The following is a 24,577-nucleotide window of genomic DNA, read 5'->3' as shown; positions in this document are numbered from 1 at the left end:
TATCCTCCCAGGGCACCTGGTAAGCAGGGTTCATGTTTTAAAGGAGCAAGGCGACGCATAAAACATAGAACATCGCTTAGTTCGATGTGTAAGACTTTGCGCAGCAAAGTCCACAGCCTTCGAACGGAAGTATTTATAAAGGTAAAGGCGAACATTAGAAAAAGTCCACAGCATCCGAACAGGAAGTCGCTGTTTTTTTGTTATTTTGAGAATTATCCATCTGTCCAGCCGCTTCCAAGAAGAGTTAATAGTAGAGGTATCTCTATGGATATAAGCACAATAGAAGCGGTCTGGAATAAATAGAGAGCCTCATTTGAAGGAACGTTAGTGACGCACAAATGAGTGCGAATCTTTTAGTTCGCAGCGTAAAATTCTTTGAAGAAGAATTCACAGCTGAGAACAGGAAGTTGCAAGGAATAAAGCTCATGTCAAAAGACATGGCTTCTTTTTTTGTTACTCTGACGAGGAACAATTTTACGAGTCGCTTCCAGCCAAGGAGGCAGGAGTATCTCTAACTTATTAGGTAGGGAATTACTGATTTATAAAAAGAGGCTGTGCCAAAAGGCATAGTCTTTTTTGTAAGTTTGGGGTTTCATGATAACTAAAAATAATACTTTAGATTTTAAATGAATTAGAATTATTAAATTAAATTAGAAGACAAATTTTTAATATTATTAACTATGTTGTAGAATTTTTAGATAGTAAAAAATCTTTAAATAATTTACTCCATTTTGAGTTTTCAGATTCAGGGTTGCAGACATAATAAATATTACGTTTAATTGGAGGGAATAATGGAATTGAAACAACATTTGGATTGTTAAAATATTTACAAGTTTCTTCTGCTAAAAACCCCATTCCTATTGCTTCTTCTGCTATTTGAAAAATAATATCGGCTTGAGAGCTTTCACCAATAATTGCTGCATGCTCTTTTTTTAATTGTGGGGTTATTTCGGGATACATTGATGAACGTTTTGATACATTTAATATAGATTCACCTTCTAAATCTTCAAATTCAATATATTTTTTTGTTGCTAAAGGGTGATTTTTATTCATCACTAGCGTTAAATTACTTTGAGAAATTAAGTAATGATTAAATTCTTCATTTAATCCAAATAAGGAGTTTTTATTGGCCTCAGTAATGAAAATAGAGTCCAGTTGATAACGAAGAAGATCTTGAATTAACACTTCACTTGCATCAATTTTAAAAAGTAATTTTATGTTAGGATATTTATTTCTAAACTCTCGAATTGTTTCTCTAATTCTAGTATATCCAAATGTCCAGAGTAGGCCGATTCTTAGCTCCCCTGATGTATTTGTATCTATTTTTTTCATAGCCCAAGAGAGTTTATCTAAATTTGATTGAATGCGCTCAGCGTAAATAATAAATTTTTCACCAGCAGATGTAAGCTCTACTTTTCTTTTTTTATGCCGTTTAAAAAGTTCAATTTCTAGCTCTTCTTCTAATTGCTTAATATGAGTAGATAAAGTTGGTTGAGAAATAAATAGATTTTCTGCTGCTGTTGTAAAATTTTTTGTTTTATTTATTTCTAAAACAGCTTCAATTTGCTTTAAATTCATAGACCCTCTTTTTAATATAAAAAAACTATTAAAAATATATAATAATACAATTTTACCAATTAAAAAACTTTTTGTATAGTAATAAACAAGAGATGTATTGGTATTTTAAGGAGGGAATATATGCGTTTATTTAATTATGATGTTGTAGTTATAGGAGGGGGACCCGCTGGTATTGCAGCTGCTATTTCTGCGAGTAAAAGTTGTGCTAAAACCATATTAATAGAACGAGAAGGCATGTTTGGAGGACAAGCTACCATGTCTCAGGTAGCAGCTTTTTGTGGGTTTTATACTAGGGGAACACATCCTGACTTAGTAATTGGTGGTGTTGGAGAGCTTCTTTTGAATAAGATGAAGAAGTATGGCTTTGATATAAAGCCATATCCATCAAAATCAACTGGAAATAGTAATATTAAGTTTGACCCAGAAATTATGAAAGTAATTTTTGATGAACTCTTAGTGGAGTCAGGGACTGAACTACGTTTACATACACAATTTGTTAAAGCGAATGCAGTTAATCATCAGATTAATAGTATTATTTGTGTTGATGATGATGGAGAGCTTGTTATTGAAGGAAAACAATTTATTGATACTACTGGTAATGGAAATTTAATACAAAATTTAGGTTTGCCTATAGTGTGGGGAGATGAGTACGGCAATACACAACAGGCTTCTATGGTGTTTAAATTATCAAATTTGCCTAGTCGGGATATATTGAATGTAGAAATTGAAAATGCGATTAAACAAGCTAAAAAAGATGGTATAAAGAATATTTTTAAGGAAAAGGGGATGATAATCAAACACGAGCATGATACTATTGGATACTGTACTATTCCGAGTGTTTTTGTTGAGCATTTAAATGGAGAGACTTTAACAAAAGCTGAAATCAATTTAAGAAAACAGGTTCTTTCATATGTTGACGTTATTAGAAAATATATAAGAGGTTGTGAAAACGTTAAACTAGTTCAAAGTGGACCACAACTGGGGGTTAGAGAGGGCCGAAGAGTTATAGGGGAAGAGATCTTATTAGGAAAAGATGTTTTGGCTTGTGTAAAACGAAATGATAGTATTGGTCGTGCAGCGTGGAGTGTAGAATTACACAAAGGTGATAGAGCTGTTGAGTATAAGCTCTTACCCGATAATGAATATGCATCTATTCCTTTAGGAATAATAAAAGCAAGAGATTGTAAAAACCTCTGGGTAGGAGGCAGATTAGTGAGTACAGACTCTGTTGCTTTTGGATCTTTACGTGTTATGGGAACTTCAATGGTAACTGGTCAAGCAGCGGGTGTTGCTGCGGCCTTAATGACGCAAAGAACTAGTGTATCGGTGGTAGAGATTCAATCTGAATTAATACGTCAAGGGGTTTTAATATAAAGGAGATTAGGTATGAATTCAAAGGGATTTACTAAAAAACAGATATTAGTATTAATTACAGTATGGCTTACATTTTTATTAAGCTTTGTGACTAGGCTATCATGGTCTACACTTATGCCTATAGTTAACGATGCAATGAATTTTACTGTAACTCAAGGTACAACGTATGTAACAGCTTTTTATTTTGGATATGCCTTGATGGTTTTACCAGGAGGTATGTTGGCCGATAGATTTGGTTATAGAAAGACAATTTTATTTAGTTTACTAGCAATGTCTATTATAACTGGTTTTATGAGTATGATTACAAGTTATACTATGGGGTTGGTTCTAAGATTTTTATTAGGGATTGTTTCGGGGCCTGTACAGTCCTCTTGCCTAAGTGCTATTGGAGATTATTTTTCTAGTAAACAACGAGGTACAGCTGTTGGTATTTTTATAACATGTACTTCATTTGGGATTTCAACAATTAATTTATATGCACCATATGTTGCGACTCATTATGGTTGGCGGGTCGCTTTTGCAGTAACTGCAGTATTGCCATTAATTGTTATGTTACTATCATTTTTTACAGTTAAACCTATTAGAGATAAAATCAGCATAGAGTCAGATATTAAAAATAATAAAAGTGAACCAGGGATTAATACATCTTTAAAAGCTAATTTAAAATATTTAATATGCAATAAAAATATCATATTAATGTCTATAACTGGATTTTTCGCTACAGGTGCTACCTGGGGGGTTACTAATTGGACTAATTTATACATGGTAAAAAACTTAGGCGTAACGCCTATTTTTGCGGGAACGATAATGACTATTTATGGTTTAGCAGCCTTAATATCTAAGCCTACTATTGGTTTCTTATCAGATATTTTACCAATTCAAAAGAGTCATTTAGCATCACTTTGCTTATTCTTATTTGCACCAGCTTTAATCATATTTGCTAATACTAGCCAAGCGAATATGCTTTATATAACTGGAGCTATTTTAGGAATAGGTGCTTTTATGTATAGTGCATTAACAAATGCCCTTGTTATTAATGCGGCACCAGATCACTTAAGAGCAACTACAGCAGGATTTGTTAACTTGTTTAATCAAGCAGGTTCCTTATCAGCACCAATGCTATTAGGCGGAATTTTATCTGCTACAGGTAATTATCAGACTGCTTTATTAGTTATTGCAATTTTCCCTATTATTGGGTCTATTGCATTATATTTAGTTAAAATTAAGTAATTCTACTATAAATTTTATATAGTAGAAATTGGGGATTTAGAAAATTAGTTATTACTCTATAGTCCCTATCCTCCCCATATGTTATAATAAACTCACATTTAATATACTATTGTATATTACAAAAGTACATGAGGTTTTAGGGAGGTATTTAGTATGAAGGCATACTCCTTTCACTATGGTGATGGTTTTGTTGATTTTAAATTAGATGAAAAGCGTGTTATTGGGGAGCTACACATGGCAGAGACTCCTGTGCTACCCAATCCAGAGCAGGCTATTAGGGATTCATTTGACCATCCCATTGATTCTAAACCATTAAAAGAATTGATTAAGGCTGGCGAAACGGTGGCAATTATTGCCAATGATACAACGCGCATTGCAAATACTCATGTGTTTATGCCTATTTTAGTTGATTATTTAAACGAACTAGGCGTACAGGATGATCATATTAAAATTGTATTTGCACTTGGAACGCATCGGGATATGACGGAAGAAGAAATGCGTCAGGAAGTAAGTCCAGCCATTGCTGATCGAATTCAATTAATCAACTCTAATGCGAAAAAAGCGGAAGATTTTGTATATGTAGGTACAACATCTTTTGGCACGCGTGTAGAGTTAAATAAACATGTTGTAGAAGCAGATCATATTATTTGTACAGGTTCTGTAGTACATCACTTTTTCGCTGGTTTTGGCGGTGGCCGAAAAGCTATTTTTCCAGGCGTTGCATCGTATGAAACAATTCGTAAAAATCACAGCTTAATGCTTGATGATAAGGCGGCTATTGGCGAACTTGATGGGAATCCAATTTATGATGATCAAATTGAAGGCGTTGCTTTTTGTCCACCAACATTCCTATTAAATGTAGTATTAAATGGGGAAAAGGAATTTACTGGTGTATTTGCGGGCCATTATATTACAGCACATAAGGCAGCCTGTGATTTTGTTAATAAGCAAAATGGCGTGCCTATTAAAGACTTGGCTCCCATTGTAATTGCATCTACTGGTGGCTATCCAAAAGATATTAATATTTATCAAATGCAAAAGACCATGGATAATGCGGTAAAGGCTGTAGCGCCAGGTGGTGTGGTTATTTTATTAGCTGAGTGTCGTGAAGGCTCTGGATCGGCAATTTTTGACGAGACCGTACATAATTACCACTCCATTCAAGCTATAGAAGACTCCGTACGCAAAGATTTCCAAATTGGCCGCCATAAGGCGTATGCTGTGACGCGCTTAATGAAAAAAGCAGAATTTTATCTCTTGTCGACGCTTCCCGATGAATATGCTAAAGAAGCCTTCTTTACACCAGTACATTCTGTAGAAGAAGCTTTAAAAATGGCAGAAGCTAAATTGGGCGCTGATGCACCTATTATTTTGATGCCTCATGGTTCCTACACTGTGCCACTTCTAGAAAATAAGTAATATAGAAGTATAAAAAGCCCTCAGTACCTCATTTATACATCTTTATTAAAAGCTGTATAGATGAGTTGCACTGAGGGTTATTTTAATACTAGGTATGAAACTACACTGAAGGATATTTATATTAAATTATGGACTAATCAATTCGGCTCATTTTTTAGCCACACAAAGCGACCTTGTTCATCGAAATACATATACTCATCTTGGCCTATAGGATAGGTGGTGCCAAGGCGTAAGGAGGCACTTTTAAAATTATACTCTTCAGCAAAAGTAGCTAAGGCATTATCTGCATTTAAACCAGATTTTTTAAAGCGTAAGGCACTTCCTTTTAGGAGGTAAATTCCGTCCACTGTATCGCCCTTAAAGGAGAGGGCGATTTTTTTATCACCATAATACCAACCTTTGAGTATGTATAGATTGTTTAGACGGCCTATTTGGCTTGGATTGCCAAGCTGTGCTTTAACTTCAGAGGCATTCATGCCTAAATGGACGCCCGCAATGGATTCATTGTAACTAACCGTAGGTACATTGCGAAGCATGGTCATATCATTGACAACAATATAGTCTTTTGGTGTATGGCGAATAGACCAGCTAAATTTTAAATCTTTAGGGCCCGCTTTTTCTTGTAAACGAAGAATCGCATCACCTTTAGCTTTACTCCCCGCATAGTTATAAATCCCTGTTACTTGGGTGCTGTTAATATAGCCATTTTGAATGTCTAACATAGGCTGTCCTTGGTGATTGTACCAGGTTCCTTGAAATTGTTGTAATAGGCTAGTGGCTAATTGTTCATTAACAGCTCGGTAATTGGGGGCAGCACTGTATACTGTACTAGCATTGGTAAGGATGGGCATGGCCACGCCTAAACCCATTGTGATGGTTAGTGTAAGTGCAGCCGTTTGCCATGCTTTAGTACGGCTATATGAGTGCATAAGAGTATTTGAAAGGGGGTTTATAAGATTATTTGTAATCGCTTTCGTAAGAGAGCTTGTAAGGGGCTTCATAAGAGAGCTTGCCAATGGATTCATAAGAGCGTTCGTAAGTGGTTTCATAAGAGCGTTCGTAAGTGGTTTCATAAGAATTTTTGTAGTCCGCTCCATAGGCGATTGTATAAGAGTTTTCATAAGGGCTCCTTTCCAGGTTTGGTACCTAAAGAATGTATAACTTAAAGACATATTATGTAAAGACGACTTTTTAAAGAGTTTTTTATGGAGTGATTAAAGTCATGCTTCTTATTACTTAATAAATGTACGATTATATTTAATATTGTATTTAGTATTGTATTTAGTATAGCATATTCTTTTAAATCATTGTTAACATGAATATAATATAAGGTTTATACAATCTAAATTATATGATAATAATTATCATATAAAAGGACTATAAATAGTATTTAATTATTATAAATAATATATACTATAGGTATTATATAATTACCCAATAATTACTCAAACTTTGTGTATAGCATATGGAAAAGTAGAAAATCAGAATTGAAACTGTAAAAATCAGTAAATAAAAATATTTCTCAATAAATAAATCTATTAATGTAGATATACTTTTGGGCTTATTTTAGGATGTAATAAATCCTATTGACAATGTATGATTTAAAACGTAAAATAACAAACAGTTTTAAGTGTTTTTACAATTTTTTTGCCATAAATTCCTTTTAAAAATATAGGAATTAAAAATTAGAATTGTGAGGGGACAATTCTATATACAAAGTCTTATATGATTAGGTACAACTTCCTACACAAGGACTTATAGGCAAGAGATTGTTGGTTTGAGAAAAAAGAGATATGTAAGCGCTGTAATTGAGGTGATAATCAGTGCAGAAAAAGAGAAGGATTATACTCATTGCCTTAGTTGTTGTGGGGGCAGCACTAGGCGGATTATATCATATGGCAGGCCCTTCATCGGAGAGTCAGGCAAAAGAGATTATTAATGTGTCCTATGATCCGACGAGAGAATTTTACGAAGCCTATAATGCGGATTTTGAGTCGTATTATAAGGCCAAGACAGGACAAGATGTAGTTGTCCATCAATCCCATGGAGGCTCTAGTAACCAAGCTCGTGCTGTGGTAGAAGGCTTTGATGCGGATGTGGTGACATTGGCATTGGCACAGGATGTCAATTTATTACAAAAGGTTCATTTATTAAACCCTAACTGGGAGAATGAATTACCTAATTATTCCGCTCCCTATACTTCAACGATTGTCTTTTTAGTGAGAAAAGGGAATCCTTTGGGGATTTCAGATTGGGGCGATTTGATTAAGCCCGGTGTACGGTTGATTGCTCCTGACCCTAAGAGTAGTGGTGGGGCAGCGTGGATATTTTTAGCTGCCTATGCGTATGGCAGTGGCCCTGAATGGAATGAAGCAGCTGGGGAACGGTATGTAAAAGAATTTTATAATCATGTGACTGTCATGGATGCTGGTGCGAGAGGGGCTACCACAACATTTGTGGAGAATAAGCAAGGGGATGTGCTCATTGCGTGGGAGAATGAAGCCATTCAAAGTATGAACAATCATCCAGGGGCGTATGAAATTGTAATTCCTAGTGTGTCCATTGTAGCAGAGCCAAGCGTAGCTTTAGTGGCTGAATTGGCTAAGAAGCGTGGCACCTATGACATTGCAAAGGAATATTTGACCTATCTATATGATGTGAAAAGTCAACGCTTAATTGCAAAATATGGGTTTAGGCCTACTAATCCTGAAGTTATGAAGGAAGTAGCTAATCAATACCCCACACCCAGTCGTATGGTAACGATTCGTGATTTTGGTGGCTGGACTAAAGCGTATGAACGCTTCTTTGAAGATGGGGCTGTATTTGATACACTGCGAGAGCAGTAAGAGCTTAGTAGGAGGGCCTATGAGAGAGAGACAAAAGGGGCCACGTTTATTACCTGGCTTCGGACTTACCATGGGAATAACCATTAGCATTCTATCTTTAATTATATTATTACCCATGGGAACTATTTTTGGTTTAGCCATACAGGTTCCACTGGAGCAGATGTGGCAGATCTTAGCTAAACCAACTGTATTTCATGCATTTATGACCAGTATTTCCACCGCCTTAGTGGCCGCGGGGATTAATTTAGTATTTGGTTGTATATTAGCTTGGATTTTAGTGCGCTATGAGTTTCCAGGACGGCGGATTATTGATAGTTTAATTGAATTGCCTTTTGCGTTGCCTACGGCAGTAGCAGGGATTACACTATCTAAACTGTATTCTGATTCTGGTCTTATGGGGGCGAGCCTAGCTAAATTAGGTATTTCCCTTATTTATACAAAAATGGGCATTATTATTGCTTTAGTATTTGTAGGCATACCTTTTGTAGTGCGTGCTGTAGAGCCCGTATTGTCTAAATTAGACGGCTCTTTTGAAGAGGCCGGCGCCGTATTAGGAGCGAGTCGCTTTACTATTTTTAGACGGATTATTTTACCTGAAATATTGCCTGCTGGCTTATCCGGTTTTGCCTTAGCCTTTGCTAGAGGTATTGGTGAATATGGCAGTGTTATTTATATTTCTGGCAATAGTGCCAAAGCACAGACACAGGTTGTATCCTATGTGATTATGCAGAAATTAAATTACATTGATTATGAAGGGGCTACGGTTATGGCCGTGTTATTACTGATTATGGCGTTTATGATTTTGCTTAGCATTAATTTATTGCAGCTTAGACAAGCAAAACGCGTAGGAGGTAGATAGTATGGCAAATCCTAATTTACAAGGAACTAAAGAGTCCAAGTTGGTTGAATATACGCTTATCACTTTAGGCGCATTGTTCGTATGTTTTATGTTAGTGCTTCCTTTGATGACGGTTTTGCTTAGTTCCTTCCAACAAGGTATAGCCTTTTTTATAAAGGCTATAACAACTAAGTATGTTCTACATGCTTTAGGATTGACCTTAGGGGCGGCTTTAGTGGCCGTTATAGTGAGTAGTGTTTTTGGGCTCTGTGCGGCCTATGCCATTGGCAAATTTGATTTTAAAGGGAAGCAAGTTCTAATGACACTCATTGATGTGCCATTTTCGGTATCCCCGGTTATTGCAGGGTTAGCCTTTATTATGGTGTTTGGTCGCATTGGTTGGGGGTATGAAATCTTAGATACCATAAATCAATGGCTGGGCACCCATTGGCGTGTTGTTTTTGCCATTCCAGGGGTGTTATTGGCTACGATTTTCGTTACACTACCCTTTGTGTTTCGCGAAGTGATTGCGGTTATGCATACTCATGGTCGTGAAGAAGAGGAAGCTGCTGTTCTCATGGGGGCCTCTGGCTTTACGGTGTTTTGGAAGATTACATTTCCTCAGATAAAATGGGGATTTTTATATGGTGTATTGCTTTGCTCTGCTCGTGCATTGGGGGAATTTGGTGCCGTTAGTGCCTTATCAAAAGCGCGGGGAAGTACGTTTACACTGCCTTTAGAAATTGATGCATTGTACTTATCAGCTACTAATGATAGTGTAACTGCTGCATTTGCAGCCTCGTCATTATTGGTCTTTTTATCTATTTGCTTATTGCTCCTTCGAGCCTATGTGGAGCATAAAATGGGACATAGTAGAAGTAAATGATATAAGGATATGATAGAGCTTAAGCGAATGGAACAGTTATAAGTACATGGTACACCGATTGAGCAGTGGGACATGAAAGATAGGCGCTGTATTAATAGCTGTACCATTATTAACCGTGTAGATATGGAGATAGTAAGAGAGAAAAAGAGGTGATTGGATGAGTACAGTCCAAGCCGTAGAAATGAATCAGGTTTTTAAGTCATATGGTAATTTTGAAGCCTCTAAAGATGTTAATTTTAAAATAGAGGATGGCGAAATTATTGCTTTATTAGGTCCTAGCGGCAGTGGAAAAACGACGATTCTCCGCATGTTAGCTGGCCTTGAGCATCCTGATTCGGGCGATATATATATTGCTGGGCAGAGGGTGAATCAAATTGCACCAGCTAAGCGTGGCATTGGTTTTGTGTTTCAAAATTATGCTTTGTTTCGACATATGACTGTATTTGATAATATTGCATTTGGTCTTGAAGTACAGAATACGCAGCCAGCTCAGATTAAAGAGCGTGTAACCGAGCTATTGGAGTTAATTGGTTTAGCTGATTTAGCTGAGCGGTATCCTGGTGAATTATCTGGTGGTCAGCGGCAACGGGTAGCTTTTGCAAGAGCATTGGCACCGCGACCAAAGGTATTATTATTAGATGAACCTTTTGCCGCCATTGATGCGAAAGTAAAATTAGAACTTCGTCAATGGCTAAAGGACACCATTAAAAAATCCGGGATTACTAGTATTTTTGTAACTCATGATCAAGAAGAAGCGGTAGAGTTAGCCGATCGCATTATTGTTACTAATACAGGACGGATTGAGCAGTTTGGGACGCCAGAATCCATTTATGGAGAGCCCGCTACACCATTTGTAGCAGCCTTTATGGGTAAGGCTAGTGTGATTATGCAATATGAAACATTAAAAGGTTTTGAGAAAGAAAAGACCTTTGATTGGGCGGTGATTCGTCCAGAGTTTGTATCTGTTTATAAAGCTGATGCGGAGCATGATAATCGAAGTGCTGTTGAAAAGGGCATTATTGAAGCAGTCACATTTCGAGGCACACGATTGACTATGCGTATTAAAATTGGGGACCATGTAATTGAAGCGGACCATCCTATTGAAGCCAATTCGTTTCAAGTGGGAGAAGAGGTACAAGTTTTAATTTATCGCCTATTTTTATGTAGCTATACGGATGTTCATATTGCTAAGAATAAGGCCTTAGAAACGGGACCCGTTTTCTATATTTAGTACCGTACATGAGTTACTATCGCACGTGATATCGTGCGTCATATCGTACATGGCACAGAGGAGGTTTCTATGGATTCAGTGGAGCGCGATGTATTAGGTCAAAAGTCACTAAAACAAGCATCATTAGGCCAAAAGAAAATGGAACAGAACAAAATAAATCAAGATAACATAGAACAAACAGAAATAGGGTCAAAAACAATGGCACAAACAATAGCAGCAAGAAAGGCAACCGTAAAAAAGGTGGTAGCGCAAATGCCATTAGAACGAAAACGGATTGATACGGATGTGCTCATTATTGGTGGTGGTACAGCCGGTTGTTACGCTGCCTTAACGCTTCGCAAAACCTGTGATGCGCATATAGTTATTGCTGAAAAGGCGGCGATTCGTCGCAGTGGTTGTTTGGCAGCGGGCGTAAATGCACTCAACGCATATATTGTAAAAGGTCGTAAGCCTCAAGATTATGTAGACTATGCCACTAAAGATGCGGCGGGCATTGTACGGCATGATTTGCTCTTGACTATGAGTGAGCGTTTAAATGGCGTGACAAAAGTCCTCGAAGAGTTGGGCCTTGTTATTTTAAAAGATGAGCAGGGCGAGTATATGGCACGGGGTAATCGGAATATAAAAATCAATGGGGAGAATATTAAACCATTGTTGGCCGAAGCCACTCAGGCTTTAGATAATGTAGATATTTTAGAGCATGTAGTCATGACTGACTATTTAGTAGAAGATGGCACGATCAAAGGGGCCGTAGGATTTTCTATGCGTGATGGCGTAGCCTATGAAATTTATGCACCCTATGTAATCTGTGCCACCGGTGGCGCCGCGGGTTTATACCGACCAAATAATCCAGGATTTTCCCGTCATAAAATGTGGTACTCACCATTTAATACGGGCGCTGGATTTGCCATGGGTATCAATGCAGGCGCTGAAATGACTACTTTTGAAATGCGCTTTATTGCCCTACGTTGTAAAGACACCATTGCTCCAACGGGTACCATTGCTCAAGGGGTAGGGGCTAAACAAGTGAATGCAGATGGGGATGTATATGAAACAAAATATGGACTCACTACTTCGCAGCGTGTGTATGGTACGGTGAAAGAAACATTAGATGGACGAGGGCCTTGTTATTTAGCTACGGAAGGCATTACAAGTGAGCAAAACATGGACCTTTTAAAAGCCTATTTGAATATGGCGCCTGGTCAAACTTTAAAATGGCTTGAATCGGGGTATGGACCAAAGGATCAAAATGTTGAGATTGAAGGAACGGAGCCCTATATTGTAGGCGGCCATACGGCGAGTGGCTATTGGGTAGATACGAACCGTGAAACCACGATTCACAATCTTTATGCAGCGGGCGATGTAGCTGGTGGTTGTCCTCAAAAATATGTAACTGGTGCTTTAGCAGAAGGTGAAATTGCAGGTCTTGCCATTGCGAAACGAATTCATGAGCAATTAGGGCGAGGTAAGGACGCAGTAGGAGCCCATACAGAGGCTGCAGCTGACAATACTAATACAGCGTTAGCATTTGACCATACCAATACAGCGTTAGCATCTGGCCATACCAATACAGTGTTAGCATCTAGCCATGGTAAGCTTGTTTTAGGTGGTGTTAAGACAAGTGCTAAGGTATTAGCACAAGCACAGGCTAAAATGGAGGAATACGAACGATTTTTACATATAGGGACAAGTGAGCAAAAGGCGGCACCTAACCGATTAGGAGAAACCAATCAATCAGGTGCCTCAACAGCGACTCCATTCTTTACAACCGAGCAATTAGAAGAAGCCATGCAACGTGCTATGGATAGTTATGCTGGTGGCATTGGCGCTTATTATCGCTTTAATAGTAAACAATTGGCAAGAGCGAAACAACGGATTGAAGAGATTGAGCAATTGGTGCCTCAATTACAAGCCACTACGATGCAAGAGCTTATGTACATTTACGAACTTAAGGAGCGCTTGACTGTATGCTTAGTGTTAATTGCTCATTTAGGCGCTCGTGAGGAAACACGTTGGCATAGCTTTGCAGAGAATTTAGACTATCCTCATACCAGCGATGATTGGCTTTGCTATGTGAATTCTACAGTGAAAGCCGGGCAAGTAGAGATTAAGCTGCGCCCACTAGTGAAGGGGGATTATTATGAGCATCAGAATTGATCAACAAACCTGTGTAGGTTGCCAGCGCTGTGTTAATATTTGTCCAGGCAGTTTGCCACAAATGAATGATCAGCACAAGGCGTATATGGCCTTCCCAAAAGATTGTTGGGGTTGTATGGCTTGTATTAAAGAATGTCCTGTAGGGGCTATTGAGTACTTCTTAGGCCCTGACATGGGTGGCCTCGGCGGTACTATGAAGGCACGCCGTGAAGGAACCATATGGCATTGGCAATATAAAGGAATTGATGGGCAAGTGCAGACTATTGATGTGAATGCACAGGAATCAAACAAGTATTAAGTACTGTAAATTTCTTTTCTCTGTAGTTTGCTATAAGTAATTTTTTCTCTGTAGTGTATTATAAGTAAATTTTTCTGTAGCTCATTACAAGTGAAGTTGTTTATCTCTGTTTACTTGGGCTTGTTATATATATATAAGGGCCACTTAAATACGCCATATTTAATTTATATTTACTAGTTTTGTTAGGGCCCCATTTGTGGGCATGCGATTGAGAGAAAGAGGGTAGGGACCATGAGTGAATACTCCCATTTAGATGAATTAGAAGCAGAAGCCATATACATCATCCGTGAAGTAGCGGCGCAATGCGAAAAGCCAGTTATGTTGTACTCTATTGGTAAGGATAGTTCCGTTATGCTACATTTAGCACGAAAGGCATTTTATCCAGAAAAACCACCATTCCCATTTTTACATGTCAATACGACTTGGAAGTTTAAAGAAATGATTCGGTTCCGTGATGAAACGGCGAAAAAATTTGGTCTTCAAATGCTTGAGTATATCAATGAAGATGGCGTTAAACAGGGAATCAATCCCTTTGACCATGGCGCGGCTTACACCGATATTATGAAGACGCAAGCATTAAAACAAGCCCTTAATAAATATGGCTTTACCGCAGCTTTTGGGGGCGGTCGCCGGGATGAAGAAAAATCACGCGCTAAGGAACGTATCTTCTCCTTCCGTAATGCATCACATGGATGGGATCCTAAGAACCAACGCCCTGAAATGTGGAAGCTCTACAATGCAAAAATCAATAAAGGTGAAAGTATTCGTGTATTCCCTTTATCTAACTGGACTGAAAAAGATATTTGGCAATATATTAAACGGGAAAATATAGATATAGTATCACTTTATTTTGCAGAAGAACGCCCTGTAGTATATCGTGATGGCAATATTATTATGGTAGATGATGATCGCTTTAAATTATTGCCTGGCGAAACTATTGAGCATAAAAAAGTGCGTTTCCGTACTCTTGGCTGCTATCCATTAACTGGTGGTACTGAATCAGAGGCCACTACATTAGATGAAATTATTGAAGAAACTTTATCGGCTGTATCTTCAGAACGTACCACTCGTGTTATCGACAATGAAGCAGCAGGTAGTATGGAACGTCGTAAACGAGAAGGGTATTTCTAAATATAGACTTATTAATCCAATAGCACCATGTTGAGTCCTAGTGATTCACATGAGTTTATACTAGAGAATAGAGAGGATACAGCGATGAAGGGACTTTTAAAATTTATTACCTGTGGCTCCGTAGATGATGGCAAATCTACACTTATTGGCCACATTTTATATGAAGCAAAATTATTATATGCGGATCAGAAAAAAGCCTTAGAGTTAGAAAGTAAGGTAGGGAGCCGTGGCGGTGCCATTGATTATTCCTTATTGCTCGATGGTCTTATGGCAGAACGGGAACAGGGGATTACGATTGATGTAGCGTATCGTTATTTTACAACGGATAATCGTAGCTTTATTGTAGCGGATACACCAGGCCATGAAGAATATACTCGCAATATGGCGGTAGGTGCTTCCTTTGCTGATTTAGCGATTATTTTAGTGGATGCATCACAAGGTATTTTAGTGCAAACACGTCGTCATGCTCGCATTTGTGCGCTCATGGGTATTGAATCCTTTGTCTTTGCCGTAAATAAAATGGATTTAATCGGATATAAGGAAGATGTATTCCGCGCTATTGAAGCAGATATTGCAGAGCTGGCTAAGGATGTAGGCTTAAAGCAATATACTGTTATCCCTGTATCAGCTACTGAAGGGGATAATATTATGGTTCACTCGGAAGCTATGCCTTGGTACACAGGTAAGGCCATTTTACCTTATTTGGAAACAGTGGATACAAAGGGGACTGTAGAAGATGGTTTCTACATGCCTGTACAGCGTGTATGCCGTCCAAACCATACCTTTAGAGGCTTCCAAGGCCAGGTAGAAGCGGGCGAAGTCGCTGTAGGCGATATTGTTACCGTTCTTCCTAGTGGCGAAACAGGGGAAGTGCTTTCCTTGCAAGTTGGTTTTGATACAGTGGAACGAGCTCATAAAGGGCAGCCATTGACCTTGCAATTAGATCGTGAAATTGATGTGTCGCGAGGCAGTGTATTTGTAAAATCTACAGGCATTACTACAGCCCAAACAGCCAGTGTAAAACTTCTTTGGATGGATGATGAACCATTAACCGTGGGCAATGAGTATTTAGTAAGTCTTGGCACAAAACAAGTGGCTGGCACGGTGACAGATATTCAATACCAAATTGATGTAAACACTGGGACAGAACAACCGGTAGCCACTTTGAATAAAAATGGTATTGCTTTATGCACTATTCATTTTCAATCACCTGTTGTGATTGACGAATTCCGCCGTCACAAAACGATGGGCGAATTGATTTTAATTAATCGTCTTACTAATATGACCTCTGCTTGCGGCATTGTGGAAGCTGTCGGTACTGTAGCAGAGCAGCATACATTTGAAGGTAATGGCATAACAGCACGCGGCGATGTATTTGATGAATTCTATTATAATGTGGAAGGACTCAAGATGGACAAAATTAGGCCAACCCGTGCTACCTTTACTATTGGTGATGAACTTCCATTGGAAGGAGCTAGCTATTCCTATCCAAGCGATTTTGATATTTTAGTCGTTCGTGATAAGGCCGCACTGATTGTACGTGATGGCAAATTAGCTGATATTATGGCATTAGCAGACTATGTGTATCATGATGTACCAGTAGTCAATGGCCGTGGCTTTGCTATTCAAGTGAACTCCGCTGAAGATGTGGCACAATTCTTACGTGAATCGACACAGGATAATTTAGTTCATGATGGGGCTTGGCATGATACTTGGCTTCGTTTTGAAACCTATCGCAAGATTATATTCCACGATTCGTTTTGGTCTATTTAAGCTAGTAATATAGCCTTATAACATGAATTATTTCACATATAAAAAGGGACAGGTATTGACCTGTCCCTTTTTTTGTTTATGCTTGTTATAACTATAGAATATATATGCTATGCAAAAAAGGTATTTTTGGTATAAGATTAGAATATATATATTATGCAGTAAATTTCTTAGTGTTTATTTTAGCTCTAATGGTAAAACATAATGTTTACTATATTAATAATCTAAGGAGAGTAAAGCATGAAACGATTTGAAGCAATTGTCGTAGGTGGCGGTATGGCAGGCGCAGCTGCTGCATATCGGATGGCCAAAGCTGGCGTCAATGTGCTCTTGATTGAGCGCGGTAGTTATGGTGGGGCGAAGAATATGACAGGCGGTCGTATTTATACCCATTCATTAGAGGAATTAATTCCTGATTTTAGAAGCACAGCGCCTTTAGAACGCTTTGTTACGAAAGAGCGCATTTCTATTTTAGAAGGAGGCAAAGCTACCACCGTAGAGTATGAGGCTAAGCCAGAAGATCCAAAGGATGAGTCCTATGTAGTACTTCGCAGTACATTTGATAAATGGCTCGTCAATGAGGCGGCTAAAGCAGGTGCTGTAGTGGTCAATCGCATTCAAGTGACCGATCTTTTGATGGAAGGTAAAAAGGTCGTTGGCGTTCGTTGTGGCCAAGACACAATGGAAGCTGATGTGGTTATTTTAGCGGATGGCGTTAATTCGCTACTGGCTGAACGAGCAGGCCTTCGCGCACCGATTAAGGTTGATGAAGTAGCTGTTAGTGCTAAGGAAGTATATACCTTTAATAAAGGCGTACTAGAAGATCGTTTAGGCTTAGATGGCAATGAAGGTTTATCGTGGCTCTTCATGGGGGATATAACTCATGGTCTTATGGGGGGCGGTTTCTTATATACTAATAAAAATAGCCTTTCCTTAGGGATTGTAGTGGGCCTTGAACATATTGGTGAAACGGATGCTACCATTGAAGATATGATGACAGAATTTATGGCTTATCCAACGATTGCACGGCTTTTAAAGGGCGGCAAATTAGTAGAGCGTAGCGGTCATATGGTGCCAGAGGCAGGTTATAAATCGGTGAGCACGTTAAGTGGCGATGGTTTTGCCATCGTAGGTGATGCGGCGGGCTTCTGTATTAATATGGGCTATACCGTGCGTGGCATGGATTTTGCCATTGCGTCCGGTATGTATGCAGCTGATGCAGTTATTAAGGCTAAACAACTTAATGATTACTCTGCAGGCGCTATGCGCTATTATGATATTTTAGTTAATGATAGTTTCATCGGCAAAGATCTTAAACACTATCGTTACTTCCCTGAATTCCTTAACAATCCTCGCATTTTCAAAAAATATCCAGCTATGGTTAATGGTATTATGCAAGATGTATTTACCGTTAATGGTGAAGGGGCTAAATCCTTGGTACCTAAACTTATTAAACGCGCCAATGGTGTAGGCTTACTTAACTTGGCTGTGGATATGCTCAAAGGGGGGCGTGCACTATGACAAATTTAGAAGAAAAATTAGGCGTCAATAAATATTATGTAAATGAAGGGCATCCTCATATTGAAATCATTCATGATTATCCTGATATGAAGGAAAAAATGAAGCTTGTTAATGCGTGTCCCGCAGGTCTTTATACCTTAAATGATGATGGTACCTTGGCCTTTGATTATGCAGGTTGCGTTGAATGTGGTACATGTCGCGTACTCTGTGGTCATACCATCGTGACAAAGTGGGAATATCCAGATGACACCAAGGGTGTTGAATTTCGTCAAGGTTAATAGGGAGGCATATTATGGAATTACTGGTATGTATTAAGCAGGTGCCAGATACATCAGAGATTAAGTTAGATCCAGAAACGAATACCCTCATTCGTACAGGTTTACCTAGTATAGTGAATCCATTTGATATGAATGCATTAGAAGCAGCTCTAAAGGTAAAGGATGCTAATCCTGGTGCACGAGTTACGGTTATAACCATGGGACCACCTCAAGCAGATGTGGCATTGCGCGAATGTATTTCTATGGGCGCTGATGAAGCGTATTTAATTACAGACCGCGCCTTTGCTGGTGCTGATACATTGGCTACAAGTTATACTATTGCTAGAGCTATTGAAAAGGTACAAGAGCTTCAAGGCAAGGCGTTTGATATTATTTTCTGTGGTAAGCAAGCTATCGATGGTGATACTGCTCAAGTAGGCCCTCAAATTGCTGAAGAAATGGGTATTCCTCAAGTGACCTATGTGTGCCAATTGGATATTTTAGCTGATGGTGTAGTGCGCACTCATAGAGAGCATGAAGAAGGTTTTGAAGTATTAGATACAGACATGCCTGTATTGGTGACGGCTGTAAAAGCGCTCAATGAGCCTCGCTATCCCACCTTATTAAATTCTATTCGGGCCTTTGATTATGAAGTTAAAAAAATCACTGTGAAGGATATGGAAACAGATCCAGCTCGTCTAGGCCTTAAGGGGTCACCAACTCGTGTTCGTAAAGTATACAGCCCTCCTATGCGTTCCGCTGGGACTATGTTGACTAATGGTACAGCTGAATCAGTGGACACAATTGTGGATGTTTTGACTAAGCGTGAATTACTATAGGAGCGAGGAGGGATTAACATGTTTGAAGACTATAAAGGTGTATATGTAATCGCTGACTGCTTTAATGGTGAAGTGCGCAAGGTAACATATGAATTAATTGGTCAGGCGCGGCTCATTGCAGATCAGCTCAATGAAGATGTACATACATTGATTTTAGGTGAATCGATTGCAAGAGAGGCACAAAGCTTAATCGAATATGGTTCTGATTTTGTCCATGTGTTTGAGCATCCTCTATTAGCTCGTTATACCACTGATGGTTATACAAAGGTAATTACTGATTTCTTTGCTCATAACAAGCCTAATGTTATCCTCATCGGGGCCACTAATGATGGCCGTGATTTGGCACCACGTATTTCTGGACGCATGAAAAATGGCGTAGTAGCAGATTGTACGATTTTATCCGTTAATGAAGCAGACCGCTTAGTTGACTGGACTCGTCCTGCCTTAGGGGGCAATATTTTAGCTGAAATTATTTGTCCAGAACATCGTCCGCAAATGGGGTCGGTTCGTCCTAATGTATTTAAAATGCCAGAACGTCAAGAAGGCCGTCAAGGCACGATTAGTCAGGAAGCGGTGGCACTAGATATATCGGATATTCGCAATCGTTTCGTTGAAATGATTAATATTGATATGAATGATGTTAATATTGAAGAAGCTGAAATTATTATAGCTGGTGGCCGTGGCGTAGGTAATCCGCAGAATTTCAAAAAATTAGAAGAATTAGCCGAAGTTATGGGTGGTGTACTTGGTGTTACCCGTCCTATTGTAGAAAAAGGTTGGTATGAACTAAGTCGTCAAATTGGTCAGACTGGTAAGACCGTTGCCCCTAAGCTTTACATTGCCTTTGGCATTTCTGGAGCCATCCAACATACAGCAGGTATTACAGGCTCTGATTTAATCATTGCTGTTAATAATGACCCTGACGCAGCCATATTTAAAGTGTGCGATTATGGCATTGTGGGGGACTGCATGGAAGTGGCTGATGAAATGATTGCCAAGTTTAAGGCTGCTAAGGCTTAATTGCTGAAGAAATGGCTACAATTTTTGATTGTTAAGCGCAAGATATCAAATAACCCTATTACAAGAAAGTTCAGACGAGACAAGCTCTAAATTCACTTTACTTGTAATAGGGTTATTTTTATGCTGTTCATTAATTATAAGTTATCGCTTGTAGTTATTTCTATTGAATTAGCGTTTAACTCACTAACCTTAAACGACGGCAAGACATTTCATCGGGGAAGGTTAAAATGGTATAAAAATTAAAACCGCTATATCACAAGGGGCTTAGAGGATTCTAAGTGTACTGACTTGTGGTATAGCGGTTTATTATGTTGAGCTAAATATTATGTGTTTAATAGCTTATCAGCTCGGTTAGTTTTTTATTTAGCAGCAATTAGGGCTTCTAATTTAGCTAGACGATCGTTTAAGTTAGCGATTTCTTTGTCTTGGTTTTCTAATTTAGTCACCATTTCTGTTTTGCTCATATTAGTATATGGAGAGGAATCGCCAAATTTGAAGGATACGCCTGCATTGTATTGATTGTCGGAGTTACCTACGGCAGCACCTACATTGAACATTAAATTGTCATTTGGACGGTAGAAGGCACCAACAGCAGCGGCTTGTTCACCTTTATAGGCACCAAAACCTACAGCAAAGGTCAATTTATCATCAGAGTCGAAGTCTAATGGATGAAGAGCAGCGAGGGCAGCGGAGCCAGCGGCAACTTTGTCTACTTTAGTGTTCAAACGGCTTACAGAGGCACCTACATTGCTAACGCCTTGAGCTACTTCATTTAATTGATTTAAATTAACTGCATCAGTACCATTTACGCCAGGCGCTACATTTTTAATTGTTTGATTGTTAGCATCAATGCCATCTTTAGTGATATAAGTATTACCACCTACTACAACTTTGTCAGTATTTACTGTATCAGCGTTAACAGTAGTTGTTGTAATGGAATCACCAGTGATGATTGTAGAGTTACCAGAGTCAGGATTGTTAATAGTAATGCCACCTTCGTTGATTGTTGTGTTTCCACCAATTGTGGCACTAGTGGAATCTAAATTTTCAATTTTGTCATTAATATTAGACTCTAAGGTTTTTAATTGCAGTACATTAACAGCATCATGGTCAGCAGCACCGCCAGCTACATTAGTAATGCGGCGATATAGACCATTAGCAGAATCACCTACGGATACAACGCCAGCTGTATCAGAGGTATATGCTTCACTGCTAATATAAGCAGCTTCTGCTTTGGTGTCAGCGATATTACCAGAAGAATTTGCACCTAAAGCAACAGAATTATCAGACACAGCCATTGCGCTTAAGCCCAATGCTAGTGAATTGTTGCCTGTTGCATTAGCGCCATTACCAAGGACGGCGGAATTGGTACCAGCAGCAGTAGCATCACTACCAAGCGCAATAGCATTTTCTTGAGATGCCGTAGCTCCATCACCAAGTGCTATGCCTGCTAGGGCACTTACATGAGCCTTGTGTCCAATAGCTACACTAGATTCTACGCTCGAGTCAACTTTAGCCTCATCACCTAAGGCAATTGAATATTCGCCACCAGAGTAACTCTTTTTACCCATGGCAATAGCTGTGCCTCCGTCTGCATGTGATTCATTACCAATGGCAATAGTTTCTCTACCTTCAGATATAGAGTTAGTCCCCATAGCAATATTGTCTTCCCAAGAAGATTTCGAATTTTTACCAATGGCAATAGCTCTAGGCGCAGCTTTTGTATAAGCATCTGTGCCAATGGCGATAGCATCATTACCAGTTGGTTTAGCATTGTTGCCGATAGCGATATTGCCTTCATAGGCAGCGACAGCATTATTACCAAGAGCGACAGAACCGGCGGCATTAATGGTGGCTCTAGAGCCAGTTCCAAAAGCCACACCATTTTGGCCTCTGCCAGGTGTATTAAGAGCCGCCATGGCAGTAGTCATAGTACCTGTTAAAGCAGCTACAGTTAAAGCTAAAGAGAGTTTTTTTAACATTGCACTTTTTTGATTCATGAAGAACCTCCATTATAAAAATTACAATTTAACCAGTGTACTCTCTTTGCTTTACTTATTATGCTCATATATATATCTAGGTAGAGAATACACTTGAAGTAATAACTATGACGATATTATACCGAATTGGTATTCATTTAACAATGAAAAATTATCGTAATATTAAAATTTTTGATATAAAATGTTATAAATTAAGAAATGTTATTTGTAATTTGAAAAAATAATTATATAAATTTGTTGTTTGTAGGATAATGTTTTTTTGAAATAAAAATAAAGCAGTATTCATTGCTTTGTTGACAATTTCTACTGCTTTTTTAGTGGGTTTATTATTTTTTGTTAGATGGAAATTAAGATGAAAAAATTAAGATTGTTGTTATTATAAAATATTTTTATCAAGTATATAGTCAACCGCAAGGTTATATCCTCTAATGCCTTCCCCCATGATTGTCTTTTCCGCATATTCGCTTACGAAGGAATGGTGTCGAAAGGTTTCGCGCTCTTTAGGGTTTGAAATATGGACCTCTACGGTAGGCAGGTTCACTGCTTTGAGGGCGTCTAAAATAGCCACGGACGTATGGGTATAGGCGGCAGGGTTTATAATAATGGCCTCCGCCTTTAGTTCTTCATCGAGTAGGGCTGCTTGTATGCGATCGACTATGTCCCCTTCATGATTACTTTGGAAAAAGCTCAAAGTAAGGCCTAATTTTTGACCATAGGCTGTTAATTGGTTTACTAAATCATTGTAGGTAGTTGATCCATAAATATGTGGCTCTCTAAGGCCTAATAGATTGATATTAGGGCCATTGATAATTAGAATGCGCATAGAAAACTCCTTCTTATTTGCTTTGACCATGTATGATAGGATAAATTATTCTATCATGGCTGGCTTGTCATAGTGTGCATGGAACTCGTTAGCAATCTGCTGGGCCCCATTGTCTGGTGTGGTGTAGTCAATGATGACCTGAGCGAAGGCTGTATATAAAGGTTCTCGCACGGTATATAATTCTTGTAAACGTTGTAAGCCCCCATTGGAGAGGACGCGCCCGCTTGTGTCCAGCTTTTCTAGGGGCCGACGAAGCCAATAGATGCGGCTATTTTGACGTAGTAAGGCGTAGTTTTCAGAGCGAGTAATAACGCCACCGCCCGTTGCGATAATAGCACCTGTTTCTTTGCTTATATCATGTAATATGGCCGTTTCTTTTTCTCTAAAATCAGCTTCACCATAGGTGGCAATATAGGTGGAAGGATGGCCATATCGTTCTTCGAAAATAGCATCACAATCAATAATAGGGCGGTTTAGTAATTGGCTAAGTGTTGAACCCACAGTGGTTTTACCTACACCAGGCATACCAATGAGGACGATGTTTTCTTGGGATTTTCGAATCGTTTTAACGATGTTGAGCGCTTCTTCGGTGGTAAATTCTTTATTTAAAAAGAGTTTAGCTGCTGCTACAGCTTGCCCCACCAGCATTGCTAGGCCGTCTGCGTAGCGCACCCCTCGTTTTTCTGCTTCTATGAGAAGGGCTGTGCGGTATGGATTATATACTACGTCTATAGCAGCTTCTAGATTTGGGAAATCCTTAAGATCTATGAGTGAGTCAGGGCAATGAGGTGCCATTCCCACAGGGGTAACATTAATAACTATGTCAGCGTCCTTGCCAATGGTCGGTGCATCACTATAGAAAGGGGCTGTATTTCGAGATAAATGAAGAATTTCTTTAGCTTCTAAGTCTTCTAAGGCGATATGGATGGTATGTGCAGTGGCGCCATCACCGAGGATGATAACTTTTTTACCAGGAATCTGGATACCGCTCACCTTGAGCATAAAGAGAAAGCCATCATAATCTGTATTATGTCCATACCAGCCGTCTTCGCGGCGCACCATGGTATTGACGCAACCGATGCGTTTAGCTTCAGAGGAGACTGTAGTGCAGGCTTTTAGGGCATCCACTTTGTAGGGAATGGTAATATTTAATCCTTTAAGGGCTGGATTAGAAAAGAAATCGGCAAGCTCTTCAGGATTGCGTTCGTAAAGGCTATACTCGTCATTGCCTAAGGTTTTATGAATCAAGGGGGAATAACTGTAGCCCAGCATCTTGCCTAAGAGGCCGTAAGCCGTCAAACTTGGTTCTATACTCATGGTGAAAGCTCCTTTGTAGTACGCTGAAAATTTGGATATATG

The 24,577-nt window shown here is 39.0% G+C and carries 20 protein-coding genes; 15 read left to right on the top strand and 5 right to left on the bottom strand.

The features are described 5' to 3' along the window. Positions 1-678: 678 nt before the first annotated feature. Positions 679-1,578 carry a LysR family transcriptional regulator gene (locus tag Q0376_RS02335; RefSeq protein WP_298703656.1) on the bottom strand — a complete coding sequence of 300 codons (900 nt, stop codon included), beginning with the start codon at positions 1,576-1,578 and terminating at the stop codon, positions 679-681. 120 nt (positions 1,579-1,698) lie between these two features. Between Q0376_RS02335 and Q0376_RS02330 the strand changes: the two genes are divergently transcribed. The 3 genes from Q0376_RS02330 to larA all read left to right on the top strand — a co-directional run bounded on the left by Q0376_RS02330 (position 1,699) and on the right by larA (position 5,601). Further along, a complete protein-coding gene (locus tag Q0376_RS02330) occupies positions 1,699-2,952 on the top strand; it encodes an FAD-dependent oxidoreductase (protein WP_298703654.1) in 1,254 nt (417 codons plus the stop codon). A 12-nt stretch (positions 2,953-2,964) separates the two neighbouring features. Next, positions 2,965-4,182: an MFS transporter gene (locus Q0376_RS02325; protein WP_298703652.1), complete on the top strand. Its 1,218-nt coding sequence runs from the start codon at positions 2,965-2,967 to the stop codon at positions 4,180-4,182. Between the two features lie 153 nt (positions 4,183-4,335). Further along, the gene (larA, locus tag Q0376_RS02320; RefSeq protein WP_298703650.1) at positions 4,336-5,601 is read left to right on the top strand and encodes a nickel-dependent lactate racemase; all 1,266 of its coding nucleotides are present in this window, start codon (positions 4,336-4,338) and stop codon (positions 5,599-5,601) included. 137 nt (positions 5,602-5,738) lie between these two features. On the opposite strand, the gene Q0376_RS02315 is transcribed toward larA, so the two are convergent. Next, positions 5,739-6,722 carry a hypothetical protein gene (locus Q0376_RS02315; RefSeq protein WP_298703649.1) on the bottom strand — a complete coding sequence of 328 codons (984 nt, stop codon included), beginning with the start codon at positions 6,720-6,722 and terminating at the stop codon, positions 5,739-5,741. Positions 6,723-7,424: 702 nt separating this feature from the next. Between Q0376_RS02315 and Q0376_RS02310 the strand changes: the two genes are divergently transcribed. The 12 genes from Q0376_RS02310 to Q0376_RS02255 all read left to right on the top strand — a co-directional run bounded on the left by Q0376_RS02310 (position 7,425) and on the right by Q0376_RS02255 (position 20,395). Continuing rightward, complete coding sequence (locus Q0376_RS02310; RefSeq protein WP_298703647.1) at positions 7,425-8,447, top strand: sulfate ABC transporter substrate-binding protein; 1,023 nt, start codon at positions 7,425-7,427, stop codon at positions 8,445-8,447. 19 nt (positions 8,448-8,466) lie between these two features. Then, a complete protein-coding gene (cysT, locus tag Q0376_RS02305; RefSeq protein ID WP_298703646.1) occupies positions 8,467-9,306 on the top strand; it encodes a sulfate ABC transporter permease subunit CysT in 840 nt (279 codons plus the stop codon). A gap of 1 nt (position 9,307) precedes the next feature. Continuing rightward, positions 9,308-10,171 carry a sulfate ABC transporter permease gene (locus tag Q0376_RS02300; RefSeq protein ID WP_298703644.1) on the top strand — a complete coding sequence of 288 codons (864 nt, stop codon included), beginning with the start codon at positions 9,308-9,310 and terminating at the stop codon, positions 10,169-10,171. A 157-nt stretch (positions 10,172-10,328) separates the two neighbouring features. Then, entirely contained in the window at positions 10,329-11,402 is a 1,074-nt protein-coding gene (locus tag Q0376_RS02295; protein ID WP_298703641.1) for an ABC transporter ATP-binding protein, read from the top strand. 69 nt (positions 11,403-11,471) lie between these two features. Next, positions 11,472-13,559, top strand: a complete 2,088-nt coding sequence (locus Q0376_RS02290; protein WP_298703639.1) for an adenylyl-sulfate reductase subunit alpha — start codon at positions 11,472-11,474, stop codon at positions 13,557-13,559. After that, positions 13,543-13,857 carry a ferredoxin family protein gene (locus Q0376_RS02285; RefSeq protein WP_298703637.1) on the top strand — a complete coding sequence of 105 codons (315 nt, stop codon included), beginning with the start codon at positions 13,543-13,545 and terminating at the stop codon, positions 13,855-13,857. Before Q0376_RS02290 ends, Q0376_RS02285 begins: the two co-directional genes overlap by 17 nt. Positions 13,858-14,088: 231 nt before the next feature. After that, the gene (gene cysD / locus Q0376_RS02280) at positions 14,089-14,988 is read left to right on the top strand and encodes a sulfate adenylyltransferase subunit CysD (RefSeq protein ID WP_298703635.1); all 900 of its coding nucleotides are present in this window, start codon (positions 14,089-14,091) and stop codon (positions 14,986-14,988) included. A gap of 84 nt (positions 14,989-15,072) precedes the next feature. Beyond that, the gene (locus Q0376_RS02275) at positions 15,073-16,761 is read left to right on the top strand and encodes a sulfate adenylyltransferase subunit 1 (RefSeq protein WP_298703633.1); all 1,689 of its coding nucleotides are present in this window, start codon (positions 15,073-15,075) and stop codon (positions 16,759-16,761) included. 237 nt (positions 16,762-16,998) lie between these two features. Further along, positions 16,999-18,279 (top strand): FAD-dependent oxidoreductase, encoded by a 1,281-nt coding sequence (locus Q0376_RS02270; protein WP_298703630.1) that lies wholly within the window; start codon positions 16,999-17,001, stop codon positions 18,277-18,279. Next, a complete protein-coding gene (locus tag Q0376_RS02265; RefSeq protein WP_295787935.1) occupies positions 18,276-18,557 on the top strand; it encodes a ferredoxin family protein in 282 nt (93 codons plus the stop codon). The genes Q0376_RS02270 and Q0376_RS02265 overlap by 4 nt, the downstream gene beginning before the upstream one ends. A gap of 14 nt (positions 18,558-18,571) precedes the next feature. Further along, positions 18,572-19,375, top strand: coding sequence for an electron transfer flavoprotein subunit beta/FixA family protein (locus Q0376_RS02260; RefSeq protein WP_298703628.1), 804 nt, complete (start codon positions 18,572-18,574; stop codon positions 19,373-19,375). 18 nt (positions 19,376-19,393) lie between these two features. Beyond that, positions 19,394-20,395 (top strand): electron transfer flavoprotein subunit alpha/FixB family protein, encoded by a 1,002-nt coding sequence (locus Q0376_RS02255; RefSeq protein ID WP_298703625.1) that lies wholly within the window; start codon positions 19,394-19,396, stop codon positions 20,393-20,395. Positions 20,396-20,754: 359 nt separating this feature from the next. Here the strand turns inward: Q0376_RS02255 and Q0376_RS02250 are convergent, their stop codons facing one another. The 3 genes from Q0376_RS02250 to Q0376_RS02240 all read right to left on the bottom strand — a co-directional run bounded on the left by Q0376_RS02250 (position 20,755) and on the right by Q0376_RS02240 (position 24,535). Next, on the bottom strand, positions 20,755-22,395 hold the full coding sequence (locus tag Q0376_RS02250) for a YadA-like family protein (RefSeq protein WP_298703623.1): 1,641 nt from the start codon (positions 22,393-22,395) through the stop codon (positions 20,755-20,757). 376 nt (positions 22,396-22,771) lie between these two features. Then, entirely contained in the window at positions 22,772-23,218 is a 447-nt protein-coding gene (gene aroQ, locus Q0376_RS02245) for a type II 3-dehydroquinate dehydratase (protein ID WP_298703621.1), read from the bottom strand. 45 nt (positions 23,219-23,263) lie between these two features. Beyond that, positions 23,264-24,535 carry a shikimate kinase gene (locus tag Q0376_RS02240; RefSeq protein ID WP_298703619.1) on the bottom strand — a complete coding sequence of 424 codons (1,272 nt, stop codon included), beginning with the start codon at positions 24,533-24,535 and terminating at the stop codon, positions 23,264-23,266. Positions 24,536-24,577: the final 42 nt, after the last annotated feature.

The organism is uncultured Veillonella sp., assembly GCF_937981445.1.
Classification (GTDB): domain Bacteria; phylum Bacillota; class Negativicutes; order Veillonellales; family Veillonellaceae; genus Veillonella_A.
The sequence above is the reverse complement of the archived record's forward strand: the minus strand, read 5'-3'. Positions and strand labels throughout refer to the sequence as shown.